This is a genomic window from Rhodanobacter sp. 7MK24 (genome assembly GCF_014842995.1).
Classification (GTDB): Bacteria; Pseudomonadota; Gammaproteobacteria; order Xanthomonadales; family Rhodanobacteraceae; genus Rhodanobacter_A.
The window spans coordinates 137,551-158,359 of record NZ_JACYXL010000001.1; the positions used below are offsets into that span (position 1 = coordinate 137,551).

Here is a 20,809-nt window from a genome sequence, read left to right on the forward strand (position 1 = left end):
GCGCAGAACGCCCACAGGGCGGCCGCGTAGAGGTGAGCACAGCGAATCATCCAATGGTGGTGAGGCTCGGACACGCGCCGACATCGCCGGATTCCAGCCCGCGCCGGAATGACGAACTCCTTACGTAACGCTCGATAGGCTCCTGCTATCGACCGCATTGCAAGGATTCATTTCCAACGCGGTCGGCGCACCGCTACCGTGCTTCCATCACTCATCGCAAGGGAGAACACCATGGCCTCGAACATCGGCATCGCGAAGAAGAGTCGCGAAGCGATCGCCAAGCAGTTGTCCAAGCTGTTGGCCGATACCTATTCGCTTTACCTCAAGACCCACAGCTTCCACTGGAATGTCACCGGTCCGCAGTTCAACAGCCTGCACGCGATGTTCGAGGCGCAGTACAACGAACTGTGGCTGGCCGCCGACGAAATCGCCGAGCGCATCCGCACGCTGGATGTGTTCGCCCCCGGCTCCTACAGCCAGTTCGCCAAGCTCAGCTCGATCAAGGAAGAATCCGGCGTGCCGGAGTGGAAGCAGATGGTGAACCAGCTGGTCGAAGGCCACGAGATCGTGGCGAACACCGCGCGCGCCGCGATCAAGGTGGCCGACAAGGCCGGCGACGAAGGCAGCGCCGACATGCTCACCGGTCGCCTGAAGGCGCACGAAAAGACCGCGTGGATGTTGCGCTCGCTGCTCAAGTAAACCTGTAGGAGCGCACCCTGCGTGCGAATGCCTTTGCACTTCGATCGGAGCACAAGGCAATCGCGCACAGGGTGCACTCCTGCAGCCGGGCGATCAATTCTTCGGTGCCGGCCCCTTCACCGCAGTGACCAGGCCATCCGGACGCACATACTTGGCGAAGGCCTTTTGCACTTCCGGCGCGGTGAGTTCGAGGTAGTGCTGGCCCGCGATGGTCATCGCATCCAGCGGCTTGCCCTGCTGCGAAAGCGTTAGCAACTGGCTGCCGATGCCGCCGAAGCTGGATTCGCCCAGCGGAATGCGGCGCAGCAGGATGCCCTTGGCCTGCATGAGCTCGGTGTCGGTCACTGGCTGCTGCTGCATCTGCTTGAGATCCTGCACCACCAGCCCGCTGGCCGCGCCGACCTTGTCGGGGTCGCAGCCGAAAGACACCTTGTAGGTGCTGCGGTGCTTGTCGGTGTCCAGGCCCACGCCCACGGTGTAGACCAGGCCGTGTTTCTCGCGCAGGTCCCGGGTGAGCCGCGAGGCGTAGAAGCCGCCGCCCAGCACCTGGTTGCCGAGGTTGATGGCGAAGCGCGCGGGGTCGTCGTAGGTGACGGCGATGGTCTGCGCCATGTCGACGCTGTCCTGCACCGCGCTGGTGTCGGGCACGTGCAGCTTGCCGGGCTGGTTCGCAGGCACGGCGGCGTAGTCGGTGTCGGGCCTGGCGCCTGCGGCCTTCCAGTCGCCGAAGGCCTGCTCGATCACCTGCTTCGCTTGCGCGGGATCGACCTTGCCCACGATCACGATGGTGGCGAGGTCGGGGCGGAAGGTCTGCGCGTAGTACTGCTTCACCTTGTCCAGGGTCAGCGCCATCACGTTTTGCGGCGTGGGATAGCGCAGCTGTGGATCATTCGCCGGCAACAGAGCCTTGTCCAGGCCCAGCTGCAGCAGGAAGTCCGGCGACTGCAACTGGCCGGCGAGCACGCCCGCCGTCTGCTGCTGCACCACCGGAAAGGCCTGCGCGGGCAGCGCAGGGTGCAGTTCATTGTCGGCCAGCAGCTTCACGCCTTCGGCGAAGTGCGCAGACGGCACGGATAGCGAGAAATCATATCCCGCGCTCACGTGTGCACTGATCGCGTCCAGCGCCTCCTGGAACTGCAGGCGGTTCAGGTGCTCGGTGCCGAACGGGAAGAGATCCTCCAGCACGTCGGCCACGCCCTCGTCGCCCTTGGCCGATTGCAGGTCCTGGTTGGTCTTGATGCTGCCGAAAAGTTCCACGGTGTCGCTGATGGTTTCCGGCTGCACGATCAGCCTGAGGCCGTTCGGCATGGTGTACGACACCGGCTTCAACGAAGACTTCGGCACTTCCAGCTTGGCGAAGGCCTGCTCCGCCCACGCCGGCAGTTGCACGGGCTTGTCGGGTGTGGAGGCGAAACTTTCCGCGCCGCCAAAGCCCTTGCCGGCCACCGGCTTGCCCGAGCTTTCCGGCGTGAGGATGGCGGTTATCGCGTGCGCGGGGTCGAAGGTCTGCCTGGCCAGTGCGTTCACCGCGTCGGGCGTCACCGCCTCGATGGCGGCCTTGATGGCGTCCGGTGATTCGGCATCCTCGAAGGCCAGCGCGCTCGACCATGCATTAGCAAGCCCGTCCACCGAGTTCTTCTTGAACTCCAGCGCAGCGATGGCCTTGCGCTTGGCCGCCTCCACCAGCGCGGGGTCGATGCCCTTGGCCGCCGCTTCGGCGAGGATGGACTGCATCTTCGCGAGGACGGGCTGCGGGTTGCCGCCCTTGGGGAAGATGCCCACGGCCATGCCCACGCCTGCCTGCGGCATGGACTGGTCGAAGAAGCCGCCGAACAGCGCGGTGCCGTCGAAGCGCATGCCGGCGAGCGCAGCGCGCTGCGAACCCAGTGCGCCGCTCAGCACCATCGCGGTGGCGTGGTCCTTCGCGGTGAGGCCGGGCAGGCGATAACCCAGGTATACCGAGCCGTAAGGCGCATCGGTGGGCAATTGCACGGTTTTGGCGGTTACCGGCCGGAAGTCGAACGCGGGGCGCGCGGGCAGCGTCTTGCGCGCGATGTCGCCGAACTCCTGCTTCACCTTGGCCAGCGTGGCGACGGGGTCGACATCGCCCGCGATCACCAGGATGGCGTTGTTCGGCGCGTACCAGGTGTCGTGGAAGTTCTTCAGCATCGCCGCCGTGGTCTTGTCGAACGAGTCGCGCGTGCCCAGCGGCGTGTGCGCGTAGGGCGTCCCGGAGAACATCTGCCCCAGCAGCTGGGTGTAGAACTTGAAGTCGGGGCTGGAGAGGTCGCGCGAGACTTCCTGCGAGATCGCGCCGCGTTCCTTGTCCCATTCCTTCGCGTCCATGTCCACGCCGCGCATGCGCAGGCTCTGCACGTGCAGCGCCACGTCGAGGTCCTGCGACGGCGCCACGAAGTAATACTGCGTCACGCTCTGCGTGGTGTCCGCATTGAATGCGCCGCCCATGTTCGCCGCGATCGCCGCAAGCTGGTCCTTGCTGAGACCGGGGCTGCCGCGGAACATCATGTGTTCCACCGCGTGCGCGGTGCCGGGGAAGCCATCCGGTACCTCGTCGGAGCCGGCGAGATAGTTCATCTCCGTGGTGATCACCGGTGCCAGCGTGTCGCGCACGATCACCACGCGCAGGCCGTTGTCCAGGGTGGCGCGGGTGACGTCGGAGTCGCCGGTCGCGGCCGTCGCACTGGCGGAGGCGAGAGCAAGGCCGATGGCGGCGGCCAGTCGCAGGGCTTGTTTCTTCATCGTGCTTCCTGGTGTCGTTCGAGAAGGCGGACGCGGGCCTCGCGTCCCGGTGCGGCAATGAGCGGAGCGAATATCGCGGATAGTGGTCAATTCGACATGAACGGATGCGGTCGCGCCAGCAGGCCCTGCCAGCCACGGCGGCCGATCCATGCCAGCACCATCGCCATCACCGCCCAGGCGGCAAGCAGCAAGGATTGGGTGAGGTCGGCGCCCTGCCAGGGATGTTTGCCCATCGCGGTGGCCGGGACGAAGATGCTGAGGAAAAACAACACGAAGAGCGGAACGTAGACCAGCCATTCGATCCAGGTCGGCAGTTTGCGGCCGCCCAGCGTGCACAGCACCTGCACGACCATCGTGCCGGCGGCGGCGAACTGGGGCAGTGCAATCAGCAGCAGGGTGAGTCTGTCCAGATGCATGAAGCGCGCGGCCGCCAGTGCAGCGATCAACAGGATCGCCGACAGCAGGAGTTGCGTCAGGAGTGGAATGGTGAGTGCTGCGCGCAGCAAGCTGTGTCGCAGGTATTGCCCATCGCCCAGTCCCGGCAGCAAGGCCAGCAGCGGCAGTTCGGCATTGGTGCGCTGCCAGCGCTGGCGTATCAGCACCGTGGCCATGGCGGCAAGCATCAGGCCTCCGAACAGTACGCACCACACCAGGCCGGCGCCGAAACCGATCAAGGCGATGTTCGGGGCATCGGCGCGATGATTTCCGGCAAACATCAGCGCCATCACCGGAACCATCAGCAGGACAGGCAGCAGCACCGGCGCCGATGCGCGCAGATGGCCGGCCATCGTTTTGGGCATATACCAGCCGCCCAGCGCCACGCGCAGTGAGCGCACGGTGGATTGCGGCCCGGTGCGGCGCAGATCTGCGCGCGGCTGCATCCAGTCCGGACGCTGGCGGATCATCTGCCCGCTGTCGAGCTGTTGCAGACCGTTCCAGTTGTTCAGCGTGCCCTGTCGACGGAACTGCAGCACCATCGCGCTGCCGAAGCCCAGTTCGTTGTCGGTATCGCCGTGCAGCAGTTGGCGCCAGCGCAGCACGTCCACGATCAGCAGCACGGCCAGCGCCAGCGCGCCCCAGTCCAGCCAGCGCGGGTCGGACAGCGATGGCAACTGGAAGAAATAGCGTGCGCTCGTGCCCAGTGCGGGCAGGAAGCCGACCACCATCGCACACCAGCGCGGCAGCAACACGAAGGCAAGGCCTCCGGTCACCGCCAGTGTCGCCAGCAGCAGGACCTGCCACGCGTGCGCACTTGGCGCACCAATCACGAGTGTGGGCAGGCCTATCATGAGAGAGCCGTAAAGCAGCACGCTGGCATGCACGGCGCGCTGCATGCCGGGCAATCGCAGTTTGCGGGCGTCGATGGCCAGCAGCAGCGACGTCGAGAGCCAGAATGCCCACGCGTAACCCGCGCCGACGCAGTAGATCAGGCAGCTGCCTAGCCACCAGCGATCGGAAAAGCGCATATGCAAGCCGATCGCGGCCGCGCACAGCGCGCAGGCAATCACGATGGCCAGCGACAGCCAGCGCAATGCGCGACTGGCCGAGCGCCAGGGCACCATCAAGATGTCTATCAGTGGCATGTGCTGCCTCCCACGCATTTTGCGTTCGATGCGAACGACGTTGATGGCGGCGTCGGAATTCACTCCGCAATCTCCACGAACAGGTCTTCCAGACCCAGCGCATCGATGCGTGCGCCGGGCAGGTCGGCGGCTTCGGGCCAGCGGCCTTGCGCATCGCGCTCCACCACCAGGCTGAGGCTGCCGTCGTCGTGGCGGCGACGGCTCAAGGTCTGCGCGGGCGCGGCGGCGCTCTTCGCGGCGGGCAGCCACAGGCGGGCGTAGCGCTCCTTGGTTTCGTCCACGCCGCAGCGCAAGAGCAGGCGCCCTTCGTGCAGGAAAGCGATTTCCGAGGCCACACGCTCCAGGTCGGAAACAATGTGTGTGGAGAACAGTACGGTGGTGCCACTTTCGCCTGCGCGCAGCGCCACTTCGCGCAGCAGTTCGCGGCGAGCCACCGGATCGAGCGCGGCGGCGGGCTCGTCCAGCACCAGCAGTTCCGGCTGCGAGGCCAGTGCGCGGATCAGGTCCACGCGCTGGCGTTCGCCGGGCGAGAGCTTGCCCAGCAGCTTGTTCGGCTGGAGCTTCCAGCGTTCCAGCGTCCTGTGCGCGAATCCCTCGTCCCAGCGCGGATAGAACCGGCCGACGTAATCCAGCATCTGTTGTGCGGTGAGCCACGCCAGCGCCTCGGGCTGTTGCGGCACATAGGCGAGGCGCGCCTTGGCGTCGTCGCCAAGCTGCAGTGCCGGTTCGCCAAATACGAAGGCGCTGCCGGACAACGGCTGCAGCAGGCCCAGCATCGCGCGGATCAGCGTGGACTTGCCCGCGCCGTTGCGCCCGATCAGGCCCAGCACGCTGCCGGGTTCCAGCGCGAGATCCACGCCGCGCAGCACGCTGCTGCCCTCGTAGCTGTGTGTGAGGCCGTGCGCGGCAAGCGGTGCGACGGCCTGTGCGATTTCCTTCGGTACGGCGTTCATGCCCTTTCCCTCGCAGACGATCGTTGGTTGGATGGAACCGGTGCGTGCACGAAGGCAGCGCGCCGGTCGATCAGCACGTGCAGCTGCATCGGCAGCAGGCTGTCGGTGGACCAGTACAGCCAGGCGAGCAGGCGGCGATGGCCGCGGCCTCCCGGCAACGGTTCGGCGACCAGCAGGTAGAGCACCAGCGCGGCGATGGCGAGCGTGGCCAGCATCTCAGTCCCCGAGCAATTTGTTCAGCCGACGCAACACCGGCTCGACCGGCAGTTCCAGTTCGCGTGCGTGGCGGGCGAGTTCCTGCAGCTGTGGTTCCAGCAAGGCAAGGCGCTGGTTCTCGCTTTGGGTGGCGCGGCGCGTGGCGGCCACCGCCATGCCCTTGCCGCGCAGGCGTTCGAGCAGCCCCTCGGTCTCGGCGAGGCCGTAGGCCCGCGATACGGTCATCGGGTTGATGGCGTGGAAGCCGGCCACCTCGCGCACGGAAGGCAGCAGGTCGCCCGTGGCGAGCTGGCCGCTGGCGATCAGCCGGCGCAACTGCTCCACGATCTGCCGATAGATCGGCTCGGGGGCGTTCGGTTGAATGGTGAGCAGTGAGGCATCCATGTGTATTAATACAACGATACACATGATTCGATGTCAAGCATGACCTGTGGCAGGGCGCTGCTGTCGGCGCGACGCCTGTGCAAGACTTGGGCCTTTGCCGTCACCGTAACGAGGAGTCGCCCATGGTCACCCGCCGCCGCATGTTGCAAGGTGTTGGAGCGCTGGCCCTGCTGTCGCCGCTCGGCGAGGGTTTCGGCCATGACCAGGCCAAGGCCGGGGCACAGGTCGCGCAGCAGGAACATGCCAGGCCCACAGGCGACGATTACGTGCCGGTCACCGATCCGCTGGTGAAGGAAAAACTGGCGCAGTGGTCGGACTGGAAGTTTGGCCTCATCCTGCATTGGGGCATCTACAGCGTGCTCGGCATCGTGGAGTCATGGACGCTGTGCTCGGAGGACTGGATCAAGCGTCCCGGCGGCATCGGCTACGTGGAGTGGAAGCAGCGCTACGAGCAACTGCGCACGCAGTTCAATCCGGCGAAGTTCGATCCGGCGAGATGGGCGGAGGCCGCGCACTCCGCCGGCATGCGCTACCTGGTGTTCACCACCAAGCACCACGACGGTTTCTGCATGTTCGACACCGCGCAGACCGATTACCGCGTCACCGCGCCCGATGTGCCGTACCACGCCAGCCCGCGCGCCAACATCGCCAAGGCCGTGTTCGATGCGTTCCGCCAACGCGGCTTCGGCATCGGCGCGTATTTCTCCAAGGCCGACTGGCACCACCCGGACTACTGGTCGCCGCTCTGGGCCACGCCGACGCGCAACAACAATTACGACGTGGGCAAGTACCCGCAGCTGTGGAAGCGCTTCGTCGATTTCACCCACGCGCAGATCAACGAACTCACCACGCAGTACGGCCGCATCGACCTGATGTGGCTGGATGCCGGCTGGGTAAACGCGAACAGTCATCCCGACGCCAAGGCCTACAGCATGGACGTGCGGTGGTCGCAGGACATCGACATGCCGGGGCTGGCCACCATCGCGCGGCGCAACCAGCCGGGCATCGTGCTGGTCGACCGCGACGTCAGCGGGCCTTACGAGAATTACCGCACACCCGAGCAGACGGTGCCGGACAAGCCGCTGCCGTACCCGTGGGAGACCTGCATGACGGCAGGCGGCTCCTGGTCGTGGAGTCCGCACGACAAGTACAAATCGCCGCGCGAACTGGTGCATACCCTGGTCGGCATCGTCGCCAAGGGCGGCAATCTGCTGCTGGGCGTCGGCCCGCAGCCCGACGGCCAGCTGCCGGCGGAAGCATTGGACCGGCTGAAGGCCATCGGTTCATGGATGCAGGTCAACGGCTCCGCCATCCACGGCAGCCGGGCCATCGCTCCCTACGGCGAAGGCCAGTTCCGCTTCACCCAGGGCAAGGACGGCGGCGTCAATGCGATCTGGCTGGCCGACGAAGGCGAGCACGAGCCACCGGCGAACATCACGCTGCGCTCGCTGCAACCTGCACAGGGCGCGCGTCTGCAAGTGCTGGGCGCGGATGGCGAGCTGACGTGGAAGCAGGGAAGCGATGGCGTCGAGGTCATCTTGCCGCCGGCGGTGCGCCGGCAACTGGCAGGCTCGCTGGCATGGACGCTGCGCATCTCGGCGGTACAGGCCTGAGCTTGCGCTGACCGCCGTGGCCGCCATTTATTGAGGCAGCCGGCACGCATTGGTTAAGCTCACAGGGTTAGGTCCGCGCCCGGAGTGGCGCCCACGGGGATTTTCTTGAGCGCCAGTCCTTCCAATCTCCACCGCCGTCCTTCGCTGCTTGTTGCCATTCTGCTGGCCCTGGTGGTGGCCGCGCTCAACATCGGTCTGTGGTGGGCGGGCAACCGGCCGCATGGCCCCGAGGACTGGCACGGCCCCATCAGCGGTTTCGCCTTCGAGCCGTACCAGCGCTACCAGGACCCGTTGCACGACAAGTTCCCCAGCGATGAGCAGATCGAGAGCGATCTCAAGCTGGTGCGCCAGTACAGTCCGAACATCCGCATTTACTCGATGCTGCAAGCTCCGCAGGTGCCGCGGCTGGCGGAGCGCGAGGGACTGAAGGTGCTGGCCGGTGCGTGGATCGACACGCGGCTGGACAACAACGATGCCGAGATCAATGCGCTGATCGCGCAGGCGCGACGCTACCCCGGCACCATCAACCGCGTGCTGGTGGGCAACGAGGTGCTGTTCCGCAACAACGTCCCGCCCGAGCAGTTGATGGCCTACCTGGACCGCGTGCGTGCTGCGCTGCATCAGCCGGTGTCCACCGCCGAGCCGGACTACATCTGGGAGAAGTACCCCGAACTGGCGCAGCACGTGGATTTCATCACCGTGCAACTGTTCTCGTACTGGAACGGCATTCCGCTGACCGGCAACGGCAATGGGCTGGATCGCTTCCCGGCGCTCGCCGCGACGCTGGGCAGTTACGAAACACTGCGCAAGATGTTCCCCGACAAGCACATCGTGATCGGCGAGATCGGCTGGCCCTCCAACGGCGACCGCGTCAAGTATGCCTATCCCTCGGTGTCGAACGAGGCGATCTTCCTGCGTCAGTGGTTCAATGTGGCCAAGCGCGACCACATCGAGTACTACGTGATGGAGGCCTTCGACCAGCCGTGGAAGGAAGGCTTGGGCGAAGGGCGCACCGGCGCCTACTGGGGCATGTTCAGCGCCGACCGCCAGCCGAAGTTCCCGTTCACCGGCCCGGTGACCGAGGACACCGCGTGGCCGTGGAAGGCCCTGGTGGCGAGCCTGCTGGCGCTGTGGCCGATGGTGTGGTTCGCGCGGCGCTATGCGCGCTTCAAACTGATGGGGCGCTTCTTCTTCTGCGCGCTGATCCAGCTGGCTTGCGGACTGGTCGTGTGGTCGGCGACGCTGCCGCTGCAGTTCTACCTGAGTTGGGTGGACTGGACGATGCTGGTGTTGCTGTTCCCGGCGCAGATCGCCATCCTCGCCATCCTGCTGATCAACGGCTTCGAGTTCACCGAGGTGCTGTGGCGGCGCGGGTGGGTGCGCCACGCCGGCATGTTGCGGCCGGACACGCCCGAGAAGCAGCCCTTCGTATCGATCCACCTGGCCTGCTACAACGAGCCGCCGGACATGGTGATCGTCACGCTGGACTCGCTGGCCGAGCTGGATTACGAGAACTACGAAGTCCTGGTGATCGACAACAACACCAAGGACCCGGCGGTGTGGGGTCCGGTGAAGGAATACTGCGAGAAGCTGGGCAAGCGCTTCCGTTTCTTCCACCTGGAACCGTGGCCGGGCTTCAAGGCCGGCGCGCTGAACTTCGGTTTGAAGGAAACCTCGCCCGAGGCCGACGTGGTGGCGGTGATCGACGCCGACTACGTGGTGCGCCACGACTGGCTGGCCACGCTCACCGGTTACTTCCATGACCCCAAGGTGGCGGTGGTGCAGTGCCCGCAGGCGCACCGCGACTTCGAGCACAACCGTTTCCGCCGCATGACCGCGTGGGAGTTCGACGGCTTCTTCCGCATCGGCATGCACCACCGCAACGAGCGCAACGCCATCATCCAGCACGGCACCATGACCATGGTGCGCCGTACCGCGCTGGAAGGCACCGGCGGATGGTCGGAGTGGACGATCTGCGAGGACGCGGAACTCGGCCTGCGCCTGATGCACGCCGGCTACGAGCTGGTGTACGTGGACGAGCTGATGGGCAAGGGCCTCACGCCCGCCGACTTCAAGGCGTACAAGAGCCAGCGCTACCGCTGGGCCTTCGGCGCGATGCAGATCCTCAAGGGCCGCTGGAACTGGATGGTCAGGAAGGGGCCGCTTTCCAGCGGCCAGCGCTTCCACTTCCTCACCGGCTGGTTCAGCTGGTTCGCCGACGCGCTGCACCTGATCTTCACCCTGATGGCGCTGTTCTGGACCGCGGGCATGGTGGCGCTTCCGCAGTACTTCAGCCTGCCCATGCAGCTGTTCCTGGTCCCGGTGATCGGCTTCTTCTTCGCCAAGGCGATCTTCGGCGTCGTGCTGTACCGCGCCCGCGTACCCTGCGGCTGGTACGACACGCTGATGGCCTCGCTGGCCAGCATGAGCCTTTCGCATGCCATCGCACGCGGCATCCTGCACGGTCTCACCCGCGAGAAGACCTCGTTCGTGGTGACCGCCAAGAGCCGGCGCATGGGCGGCAGCAGCTTCGCCGCCTTTGCGCCGGTGCGCGAGGAAATGCTGATGGCGGTGGCGCTGGCGCTGTGCGTGATCGGCATGGCGCACGGCTACGGTACCCGCTACATCGAAGGCACCTTGTGGATGTTCATCCTCACCGCGCAGTCGATTCCCTACGTTTCGGCCGTGGTCGGCGCGTGGATTGCGCACAAGGCAGGCGACAAGGCTGGCTGATATTGCCGCAGGCAATATCAGCAAATCAGGCAGGGTGCTTTTGGAAGCCTCGGAAATTTCCGTCGCCCCAGCGAAAGCTGGGGTCCAGTGACTTTGTCGTTTGAAAGCCAAAGACACTGTGACTCGCTGCGCTCGCCCCTGCGGGGCCGCCCTCTGGGCGTTCTGCGCGCTGTCCTGCTTTCGCAGGAATGACGAGCCAAAGAAGCGGCCCCTGACCGCGGTATTGTCCCCAAAAGCGCCCGCCCCGTTCATATCCGCGCCGGGCGGCAGGCCCTATCATCCAAGCCTCCGTCCCCTGGATCTCCTGCGTTGCTGAATCGCCTCCGCTTGATCTTCCAAGCCTGCTGGCCCTGGTTGCGCATTCCTTTCTGGGTCTGTCTCGGCCTGTTCGTCGGCTTCGTGCTGCCGTACACGCTGGTGTTGAACAAGCGCGTGCAGGAGCGCTTCAACGACCTGGTGTTCGCCGTGCCCACGCGCGTGTTCGCGCGACCGCTGCCGCTGGTGGCGGGCGAGCCGATGACGGCGGAGACGCTGCAGCTCGAGCTCACCTTCGCCGGCTACACCCAGGACATTGCCGGCCAGGTGGCGGGCAGCTGGGCGATGAAGGGTTCGCACTACACGATTTCCTCCCGCGGCTATGCGGGGCCGGAAGGCGGCGAGCTGCCCAAGCGCATCGAGGTGCTGCTGGGCAAGGGCGTCATCGCGTCGGTGCGCGACCTGGGCAACGGCAAGGCCATCGACCTCACCCACCTCGACCCGGCGCGCATCGCCACGGTGTATGGCGCCGACCAGGTAGACAGGCGCATCGTGCATCTCGCCGATTTGCCGCCATTGCTGGTGGGAGGCCTGCAGGCGGTCGAGGACCGCGACTTCAAGCACAACATCGGCATCGACTTCAGCGCGATCCTGCGCGCCATGTTCGCCAACCTGCGCGCCGGCCATACCGTGCAGGGCGCCTCCACGCTGACCCAGCAACTGGTACGCAATCTGTTCCTTTCGCGCCAGCAGACCTTCAAGCGCAAGATCAACGAGGCGCTGATGTCGATGCTGCTGGAGATGCACTACAGCAAGGACCGCATCCTCGAGGCCTACGTCAACGAGGTCTTCCTTGGCCAGCAGGGCGGCCAGGCGGTACACGGCTTCGCGGCGGCGGCGGAGTTCTACTACGGCCGTCAATTGCGCGACCTGCGCCCGCAGGAGATCGCCATGCTGGTGGGCCTGGTGAAGGGGCCGAGCTATTACGACCCGCGCCGTTACCCTGACCGCGCGCTGACGCGGCGCAACCTGGTGCTGCAGGAGTTCGTCGACACCGGACTGCTCACGGCCGACCAGGCCAAGGCCGCGCAGGCCACGCCGCTGGGCGTGATCCAGGACGGCCAGTTGCCGCACAACCGTTTCCCCGCCTTCATGCAGCTGGTGCGCCAGCAGATCACCAGCGACTTCGACGAGGACACGCTGCGCGCAGGCAACCTGTCGATCTTCACCACGCTGGACCCGGCCGCGCAGCTCTACAGCGAGCAGGCGGTGGATGCGACGATGAAGAGCCTGGGCAAGCGTGCCGATCCGATCCAGGCGGCCGGCGTCGTCACCGACGCCCACGACGGCAGCGTGCTGGCCATCGTGGGCAGCAAGTTCGCCGGCGACCAGGGCTTCAACCGCGCGCTGGATTCGCAGCGGCCGATCGGTTCCACCATCAAGCCCTTCGTCTACCTCGTCGCGCTCACCGATCCCTCGCGCTGGAATCTTGCCACGGCGCTGGACGACAGCCCGATCAGCATGCGCATGCAGAACGGCACATTGTGGGAGCCGCACAACGACGACAACCAGAGCCACGGCATGGTGCCGATGGTGGAGGCGCTGGCGCAGTCGTGGAACCTCGCGAGCATCCGCCTCGGGCTCGCGGTGGGGTTGCCGCGTATCCGCGGGTTCCTGCAATCCTTCGGCCTGGAGAACGTCAACTCCGGCCCTTCGCTGCTGATCGGCGCGCTGGATCTCTCGCCGCTGCAGGTGGCGCAGATGTACGAGTACATCGCCTCCGACGGTCATGCGCTGCCGCTGCTCGCCGTGCGCGGCGTGGTGGACGGCAACGGCAACACCATCAAGCGCTACGAGGTGAAGGCGGGCGCGGGCGAATACCAGCCGGCAGTGCGACTTGTCACCTGGGCGATGCAGCAGGTGGCGCTGTACGGCACCGCGCACTCGCTGGGCGATTCCAGCCTGGCCTCGCTGCACGTCGCCGGCAAGACCGGTACCAGCAACGACTTGCGCGACAGCTGGTTCGCAGGCTTCACCGGCGACCATCTCGCGGTGTTCTGGCTGGGCCGCGACGACAACAAGCCTGCCCACCTGTTCGGCGCCACCGGTGCGCTGCCGGTGTGGCGCAACCTGTTCGCCAAGCTGCCTACCCGGCCACTGCCGGTCACGCTCGGCGATGGCCTGCAGATGGCGTGGATCAACCCCGCCGACGGCAAGCCCACCGAGCCGCAGTGTACGGGCGCGAAGCAGGTGCCGGTGGTGGCCGGTTCATTGCCTGGCGATGTCGAAGGTTGCGGCTTCTGGCAAAGTCTGTTCGGCGGTACCGGCCCGGCAGGTTCATCGTCGAGTGCCGCTCCGCCCAGCCCAGCCGCGCCGCCTGCGGCCGTCCAACCCCTCCCCAACGGAAACTGATATGGCCACTGTTCTTCGATCCACGCGTGCGTGGTGCTTGCCGTTGGCCGCGGTCCTGCTGGCGTCCTGTGCCACGGAAGCGCCGGTCGAGGCACCCAGGCATCCCGCGGTCTCGCCTGCGAGCATGGTCGCGGCCATCCGCGCCGCGGGCGACCGCGAACAATCCGTGATCGCGGTGCAGCCCTTGGCCGACCCGGGCATTTCCGCGTGGCAACAGGCCGCCGAGGCCAGCGTGCAGGCCGGTCATTACGATACGGCCGCAGCCACGCTCGACCAGGCGATCAAGCAAAGCCCGAATTCGCCCGATCTGCTGCAGGACCGCGCCGAAGTGGCGATATACCAGCACGACTACGACATGGCGCAGAAGCTCGCGCAGCATTCGTGGACGGTGGGTCCCAAGTTCGGTCCGCTGTGCGCGCGCAACTGGGAAACCATCGCGCAACTGCGCAAGGAAGCCGGCGACGACACAGGCTTCGACACTGCGGAAAAGTGGTTGCCGAAGTGCCATGTGCAAGGCGTCAATCGGTTCTGATCTATCGGGCAGGCTCTTAGGGTCCGTTCAAGACCTTTGTTTCGACGGGGAGATCTTCCTCGCTGTCGCAAGGAACATGGCGGTTTCGTTCGCCTGCCTTCGCCGAGTCCCCTTTCCTTGCTGACCCACGCCACCGCACGAGCGGTGGCGAACGGCGAAACCGGCCCGAAGGGCGGAGGGCAGGACGCCCGGAGTCAGGCAAGGTGGCCCCCCAAAAAGGCCAGGTTCAATCCGCCGGAGCTGCAAGCAGTTGTGTCGACGTATTGGAGCCGCTGCCGCCCATGCGATAGACCGGACGCTCACGCCGCGCCGTATCTGGAAACTGGGGGTTCCAGTTCACCGGGGAGGGCAGGTCTCTTTGCGCACAGGTCGGCGTCATCGCTCGGTCATGGACGGATGCTCACGCGTCCGCTCTTTCTCGGGTTGCGTGCAGACAGCTTCCGGCGCGGGCCGCAAGAGACTTTGAACAGGTGCTCAGGCCATGTGGTCGCGAGTGACCGGTCCGGGCCTGGGCTGTGGCCGTTTCATCGGCCGGAAGGTTGCCATTTCAATTTTCCGTCCCTCAAACGTCTGACTACCTGAGACGGGTCGGAATGCGTCGCTGCGGTCGTCGATGGTTCGGGTATCCCGAGGCTGTCGCCACCGTCTGTGGCGCTCAGGAGCAGGGGCGTTCGTGAACACGCCGCCGACCCGACGGCTTGGAGTGGTATGCATGCCTTGCCCCGCGAGCATGCAGGTCTGCGTCGGGATGGCGCTTTTCCGGCAACCCGGCGGTGCCCCCGCACCGCCGGGTTGCTGGAGGACTTCCGCCGCTTCGAGGGACAGTCCGCGCACACCGCGCATTTGCAGGCGCAGCCGCTGCGGCGATACTGGCGCAGATGATTGATCACGACGATATCGACGCCGCCGCGTTGCTCGGCCCCGATGGCCCGTTCGCGCGCGAACTGCCGAACTTCGCGCCGCGTGCCGTACAGCAGGCGATGGCCGAGGCCGTGGCGCAGGCCATCGCCGGGCGCGAGACGCTGATCGCCGAGGCCGGTACCGGTACCGGCAAGACCTACGCCTACCTTGTGCCCGCGCTGCGCTCGGGCGAGCGGGTGATCGTTTCCACCGGCACCAAGGCGCTGCAGGACCAGCTTTACTTTCGCGACCTGCCGAAGGTGGTCTCCGTGCTCGGCCTACGACTAAAGACGGCACTGCTGAAGGGGCGCGCGAACTACCTGTGCCTGTACCGGCTCGACCAGACCGTGCGCGAAGGCGCGAGCTTCGACAAGCCACAGGCCGCGCAACTGGCGACGATACGTGCGTGGTCGGCGCGTACGCGACGCGGCGACCGCATGGAACTGGCCGAGGTGCCGGAGGAATCGCCGCTGTGGCCGCGGGTCACCTCCACGCCGGAGAACTGCCTGGGCGTGGAGTGCCCGTTCTACGACGATTGCCACGTGTTCAAGGCACGTCGCGAAGCGCAGGAAGCCGATCTCGTGGTGGTGAACCATCACCTGCTGTTCGCCGACCTTGCGCTCAAGCAGGAAGGCTTCGGCGAGATCCTGCCAGGCGCGGCGGCCTTCATCCTCGACGAGGCGCACCAGGTGCCCGAGCTTGCCGGGCAATTCTTCTCGCAAAGCGTGAGCGCGCGCCAGCTCGGGGACCTCGCGCAGGACAGCCTGCGCGAATGCAGCGGCGTCACCGGCGCCATCGGCTTGCTGCTGGAGCCGGTGGAGGCGCTGCAGGAGGCATTGCGCAAGCTGCGCCTCGCCATGGAACCGTTGGGGCTGCGCGGCACGTTCGCCGCCCTGGAAGGATCGGGCGAGGTGCACGACGGGCTGCGCGAAGTAGGTGACCTGCTGAGCACGCTGGCTGACCTGCTCGCTTCGCAGGCCGAGCGCTCGCGCGGTTTCGCCAATGCATATGAGCGGGCGGCGATGCTGGCCGAACGGCTGGAGCGCATCCTCGAGCAGGCGTCCGATCGCGACGTGCGCTGGTACGAACTCTTCCCGCGCGGATTCGCGTTGCACGCCACGCCGCTGGATCTCGCCGCGCCGCTGCGAGCGATGCGCGAACGCAGCGAGGCCGCCTGGGTGTTCACCTCGGCCACGCTGTCGGTGGCCGGCCGGTTCGAGCACTTCGCACGCCAGCTCGGGTTGGACGAGCCGCAGGCGCTGTTGCTGGAAAGTCCGTTCGACTATGCGAAGCAGGCTCTGTGCTACATGCCCCAAGGCCTGCCTGATCCCGCTGCGCGCGACTACACCGAGCGCGTGCTCGATGTCGTGCTGCCGGTGTTGCAGGCATCGAACGGCCGTGCCTTCCTGCTGTTCACTTCGCATCGCGCGTTGCGTCGCGCCGCCGAACTGTTGGCCGAACGCGTGCCGTGGCCGCTGTTCGTGCAGGGTACGGCGCCGCGCCACCAGCTGCTGGAGGATTTCCGCCATTCGGGGCACGGTGTGCTGCTGGGCGCGGCGAGTTTCTGGGAAGGTGTGGACGTGGCCGGCGACGCGCTCAGCGTGGTGGTGATCGACAAGCTGCCGTTCGCCGCACCCGACGATCCGGTATTGGTCGCGCGGCTGGAAGCGCTGGAACAGCAGGGCATCAATCCATTCATGGGTTGGCAGGTGCCCGCCGCGGCCATCGCGCTGAAACAGGGGGCCGGCCGCTTGATCCGCAGCGTCACCGACCGCGGCGTCCTGGTGTTGTGCGATCCGCGCCTCGCCACCAAGGGTTACGGCAAGCTGTTCCTCGCCAGCCTGCCGCCGATGCCGCGCACCCGCGAACTGGTGGATGCAGAGGCGTTCTTCGCGCCGCTCGTCGATGAGCGTAATGTGTGTTGACGTCGTGCCCGCGAAAGCGGGCGTCCATGTGGATCTCCGGCGTATTCGAAAATGGATGCCCGCTTTCGCGGGCACGACGCCAGAACGGGAATGTCATGGGGAGCCAGCCGCATGAGCCGCGAACCCGAGCTGCGCACTGATCCGGCGTTGCTGCCCGTGCTGGACGAACTGCGCCGGCGCGAACCGATCTTCCATCGTCCGGAATTCGGCGCGACTCGCACCGACCACCTTGCCATGACGGCGGAGGATTTCTGGGAGGTGGGCGCTTCCGGCAACCGCTACAGCCGCGAGCACGTGCTCGACGTCCTCGACGAACGCCAACGCAACCCGCAGCCCGATCCGTATGAAACCGGCGACTTCCACTGCCGCCAGCTTGCCGAAGCGGTCTATCTGCTGACCTACACCTTGCGCCAGGGCGAACGCGTGACGCGCCGCGCCACGATCTGGCGCCGCGATGCGGACGGCTGGAAGATCGTGTTCCATCAGGGCACGGTGGTCGCGGATACCTGAGAGCAGGCTCCGAGTATTGCGTGCCGCGTGGTGGCGTAGCAGAGTTCGTCGCCATGATCATTTCCTCCGCCCTCGATTACCGCGCGGCTGCGCAACGCCGGCTGCCGCCGTTCCTGTTCCACTACATCGACGGTGGCGCCTACGACGAGCAGACCCTGCGCCGCAACGTGGACGACTTGCGCGGTCTTGCGTTGCGTCAGCGTGTATTGAAGGAGGTCGGGGAGGTGGATCTCTCCACTGAACTGTTCGGCGAGAAGCTGAGCCTGCCCGTGGCGCTGGCGCCGGTAGGGCTCACCGGCATGTACGCGCGGCGCGGCGAGGTGCAGGCGGCGCGCGCGGCGGCGGCGAAGGGCGTGCCGTTCACGCTGTCCACGGTGTCGGTGTGCCCCATCGAGGAAGTGCAGGCGCAGGTGTCGCGGCCGATCTGGTTCCAGCTTTACGTGCTGCGCGACCGCGCCTTCATGCGCAACGCGCTGGATCGCGCCTGGGCCGCCGGCGTGCGCACCCTGGTGTTCACCGTGGACATGCCGGTGCCGGGCGCGCGCTACCGCGATGCGCATTCGGGCATGTCGGGGCCCCATGCCGCGTCGCGCCGCATCTGGCAGGCGATGTGTCATCCGCGCTGGTCGTGGGACGTGGGCCTGCTGGGCCGGCCGCATGACCTCGGCAATGTATCGGCCTATCTCGGCCACCGCATCGGGCTGGAGGACTACATCGGCTGGCTGGGCAAGAACTTCGATCCGTCTATCGGCTGGCGCGACCTGGAATGGATACGCGAATCCTGGAAGGGCGCGATGCTCATCAAGGGCATTCTCGACCCGCAGGACGCGAAGGAGGCGGTGCGCTTCGGTGCCGACGGCATCGTGGTGTCCAACCACGGCGGCCGTCAGCTGGATGGCGTGCTGTCTTCCGCGCGCGCCCTGCCGGCGATCGCCGATGCGGTGAAGGGCGAATTGAAGATCCTCGCCGACTCCGGCGTGCGCAGCGGCCTCGACGTGGTGCGCATGCTCGCGCTGGGTGCCGACGGCGTGCTGCTGGGCCGGGCCTTCGTCTATGCGCTGGCGGCGAGGGGCGAGCAGGGCGTCGCCCATCTGCTGGACCTGATCGCCAGCGAGATGCGCGTCGCGATGACGCTGACCGGCGCGAGGTCGCTGGCCGGCATTTCGCGCGAGAGCCTGGCCGCCGTATAAAAGCCACGCTGCAGTCCGTTCGTGGCCCACATCTGCCTGCGGGAACACCTCGCGTGTTGTTGTGATTCGTACTTCCGCAACAGGGAGCTACGATCATGGTCGGTGCAGGTCTTTTTGCCCGTCATCCCTGCGCAAGCAGGACAAGCGCGCTGCGCGCAGAACGCCCAAAGGGCGGCCTCGCAGGGGCGAGCGCAGCGAGTCATCCAGTGCTTTCACGCGCAACGCGTTGCAGCAGCGTGATGCGCACAACCTGCAGCTATCATGGGCCGGCCATGAACCTGCTCGCCATCGAAACAGCCACCGAAGCCTGCTCCGTCGCCCTGATCCACGGCGACGAAGTGGTCGCCCGCAGCGAACTCGCGCCCCGCCGCCACGCCGAGCGCGTATTGCCGATGGCGGACGAACTGCTGGCCGAGGCCGGCTTGGGGCGTCATGCCCTGGATGTGATTGCGGTCGGCCGTGGCCCCGGTGCCTTCACCGGCGTGCGCCTCGCGGTGTCGCTGGCGCAAGGCATGGCCTTGGCGCTGGACGTGCCCGTGGTCACCGTCTCCTCGCTCGCCGCACTGGCGCTGGAGGCGCCGGACGACGGCGATGACACCGACGCCATCCTCGCTGTGATCGATGCCCGCATGGGCGAGATCTACGCCGCCAGTTATCGCCGCGATGGCGAAGGCGGCCTCGTTGCGCTGGACGGCGAGCGGGTCTGCACCGCCGAATCCCTGCTGCTGCCCGAGGCCCACTCCTGGCAGGTAGTGGGCAGCGGCTGGGCCACCTATGAAGCCGTGCTGCGCGAACGACTGGGCGCAACCCCGCGTTTTGCCGACGGCGCGCGTTACCCGCAAGCCCTGCACGTCGCCGAACTCGCCGCGCGCGAATTCAAGGCTGGTCGCGCGCAGGCACCGGAACACGCGTTGCCGGTCTATCTACGCGACAAGGTGGCGTTGACGCTGGTGGAGCAGGGGAAGGCCTAGCTCGCATACGTCTGCGAGGCGACAACTCCGCGGCAATGAATCCACATGGACGGTGATCGTGCCACTGCCATAGAGTGGCGGTAGCTAAGTGGGCGACCGCTTCGCGGCTGCCAGTCAAACAGGGGACAAGCATGTATCTACGCATTGCCGCAACGGCGATCCTTTCTGTCGGTGTGGTCTTCGCAGCCCAATGCCTGGGACAGGAAGCCGCCAAGCCACTGGTCACCAGTCCCGTGTACACGAAGCCGCAGCAGCTCGTGGACATGGATCATGGGCGGCGCATGAACATCTATTGCCTGGGGTCCGGTTCGCCGACCGTCATCCTGGATGCAGGCATGGGCGATTCCACCATTTCGTGGGCACTGGTGCAGCCGGCCCTCGCCGCCAGAACGAAGGTCTGTTCCTACGATCGCGCCGGCCTGGGTTTCAGCGATGGCTCAAGCCGCCCGAGTGCCGCGGCCAACATCGCCGAGGATCTGCATGCCTTGCTCAAGGCGGCTCATGTCGCTCCGCCATATGTTCTTGTCGGCCACTCGGCGGCGGGCATGTACATCCGCGTTTATGCCGACCGCTATCCCGACGAGGTAGTCGGCATGGTTTCGGTCGAAGGCTCGCACGAGGATCAATGGGTGCGTGGATGGGCCATTGGCGCACCGGGTCAGCAAGCCAAGTGGGATGCCTTCCTGAAGGAATACGGCAGTTGCGTGGATGAGGCGAGGCGCGGCCTCGTCCCCGGCACCCCGGCCTACAAGAAATGCGTAGGCGATCCCGATCCGCGCTTCAGTCCGGCCATCAATGCAGCACAGGCGCGCTATGCAGCGACCGTGCGCTGGCAGAGTGCGGCTGCCTCCGAGCGCCAGTCCGTGGCCTACGCCAGCGCCGACCAGGCGCGCGCCACGCGCAGACATTACGGCGACATGCCGATCATCGTGCTGACCCACTCGCCCTATCCGAAAGCGAAGGACGAAACCCAGGAAGAACGGAACCAGCGCACGCTGCTGTGGGAGTCGCTGCATCTGGATGTAGCCGCAATGTCCACGCGCGGCGTGAACGAGATCGTGCCGAATTCGGGCCATTACATCCAGTACGAACACCCGCAAATCGTGATCGATGCCATCGACCAAGCGTTGTCGATTGCAAGGGAAGACATGCGAAAGACCCAGTGATCGGCAA

At 66.3% G+C, this 20,809-nt stretch carries 15 protein-coding genes; 10 read left to right on the forward strand and 5 right to left on the reverse strand.

Annotated elements, in window-relative coordinates; genetic code table 11:
• The first annotated feature begins 231 nt into the window (after nt 1-231).
• On the forward strand, nt 232-699 hold the full coding sequence (locus IHE49_RS00580) for a Dps family protein (RefSeq protein ID WP_192153934.1): 468 nt from the start codon (nt 232-234) through the stop codon (nt 697-699).
• A 93-nt stretch (nt 700-792) separates the two neighbouring features.
• Here the strand turns inward: IHE49_RS00580 and IHE49_RS00585 are convergent, their stop codons facing one another.
• The 5 genes from IHE49_RS00585 to IHE49_RS00605 form a co-directional block, all read right to left on the reverse strand.
• On the reverse strand, nt 793-3,459 hold the full coding sequence (locus IHE49_RS00585; protein WP_192153936.1) for a pitrilysin family protein: 2,667 nt from the start codon (nt 3,457-3,459) through the stop codon (nt 793-795).
• 86 nt (nt 3,460-3,545) lie between these two features.
• The gene (locus IHE49_RS00590; protein WP_192153938.1) at nt 3,546-5,042 is read right to left on the reverse strand and encodes a hypothetical protein; all 1,497 of its coding nucleotides are present in this window, start codon (nt 5,040-5,042) and stop codon (nt 3,546-3,548) included.
• Nucleotides 5,043-5,101: 59 nt separating this feature from the next.
• On the reverse strand, nt 5,102-5,995 hold the full coding sequence (locus IHE49_RS00595; RefSeq protein ID WP_192153940.1) for an ABC transporter ATP-binding protein: 894 nt from the start codon (nt 5,993-5,995) through the stop codon (nt 5,102-5,104).
• Nucleotides 5,992-6,210: a hypothetical protein gene (locus tag IHE49_RS00600; protein WP_192153942.1), complete on the reverse strand. Its 219-nt coding sequence runs from the start codon at nt 6,208-6,210 to the stop codon at nt 5,992-5,994. Before IHE49_RS00600 ends, IHE49_RS00595 begins: the two co-directional genes overlap by 4 nt.
• Nucleotide 6,211: 1 nt before the next feature.
• Nucleotides 6,212-6,595: a GntR family transcriptional regulator gene (locus IHE49_RS00605; protein ID WP_192153944.1), complete on the reverse strand. Its 384-nt coding sequence runs from the start codon at nt 6,593-6,595 to the stop codon at nt 6,212-6,214.
• A 122-nt stretch (nt 6,596-6,717) separates the two neighbouring features.
• Between IHE49_RS00605 and IHE49_RS00610 the strand changes: the two genes are divergently transcribed.
• The 9 genes from IHE49_RS00610 to IHE49_RS00650 all read left to right on the forward strand — a co-directional run bounded on the left by IHE49_RS00610 (nt 6,718) and on the right by IHE49_RS00650 (nt 20,802).
• On the forward strand, nt 6,718-8,208 hold the full coding sequence (locus IHE49_RS00610) for an alpha-L-fucosidase (RefSeq protein ID WP_192153946.1): 1,491 nt from the start codon (nt 6,718-6,720) through the stop codon (nt 8,206-8,208).
• 105 nt (nt 8,209-8,313) lie between these two features.
• On the forward strand, nt 8,314-10,941 hold the full coding sequence (locus tag IHE49_RS00615) for a glycosyltransferase family 2 protein (protein ID WP_192153948.1): 2,628 nt from the start codon (nt 8,314-8,316) through the stop codon (nt 10,939-10,941).
• Between the two features lie 327 nt (nt 10,942-11,268).
• Complete coding sequence (gene mrcB / locus IHE49_RS00620) at nt 11,269-13,608, forward strand: penicillin-binding protein 1B (protein ID WP_225578091.1); 2,340 nt, start codon at nt 11,269-11,271, stop codon at nt 13,606-13,608.
• A 1-nt stretch (nt 13,609) separates the two neighbouring features.
• Complete coding sequence (locus IHE49_RS00625) at nt 13,610-14,140, forward strand: tetratricopeptide repeat protein (RefSeq protein ID WP_192153952.1); 531 nt, start codon at nt 13,610-13,612, stop codon at nt 14,138-14,140.
• An 878-nt stretch (nt 14,141-15,018) separates the two neighbouring features.
• The gene (locus IHE49_RS00630) at nt 15,019-16,965 is read left to right on the forward strand and encodes an ATP-dependent DNA helicase (protein WP_192153954.1); all 1,947 of its coding nucleotides are present in this window, start codon (nt 15,019-15,021) and stop codon (nt 16,963-16,965) included.
• 111 nt (nt 16,966-17,076) lie between these two features.
• Entirely contained in the window at nt 17,077-17,475 is a 399-nt protein-coding gene (locus IHE49_RS00635) for a DUF4440 domain-containing protein (RefSeq protein WP_192153956.1), read from the forward strand.
• Nucleotides 17,476-17,528: 53 nt separating this feature from the next.
• Nucleotides 17,529-18,665 carry an FMN-dependent L-lactate dehydrogenase LldD gene (gene lldD / locus IHE49_RS00640; RefSeq protein WP_192153958.1) on the forward strand — a complete coding sequence of 379 codons (1,137 nt, stop codon included), beginning with the start codon at nt 17,529-17,531 and terminating at the stop codon, nt 18,663-18,665.
• A 272-nt stretch (nt 18,666-18,937) separates the two neighbouring features.
• The gene (gene tsaB / locus IHE49_RS00645; RefSeq protein WP_192153960.1) at nt 18,938-19,636 is read left to right on the forward strand and encodes a tRNA (adenosine(37)-N6)-threonylcarbamoyltransferase complex dimerization subunit type 1 TsaB; all 699 of its coding nucleotides are present in this window, start codon (nt 18,938-18,940) and stop codon (nt 19,634-19,636) included.
• Nucleotides 19,637-19,767: 131 nt separating this feature from the next.
• Nucleotides 19,768-20,802, forward strand: coding sequence for an alpha/beta hydrolase (locus IHE49_RS00650; RefSeq protein WP_192153962.1), 1,035 nt, complete (start codon nt 19,768-19,770; stop codon nt 20,800-20,802).
• The last annotated feature ends 7 nt before the right edge of the window (nt 20,803-20,809 follow it).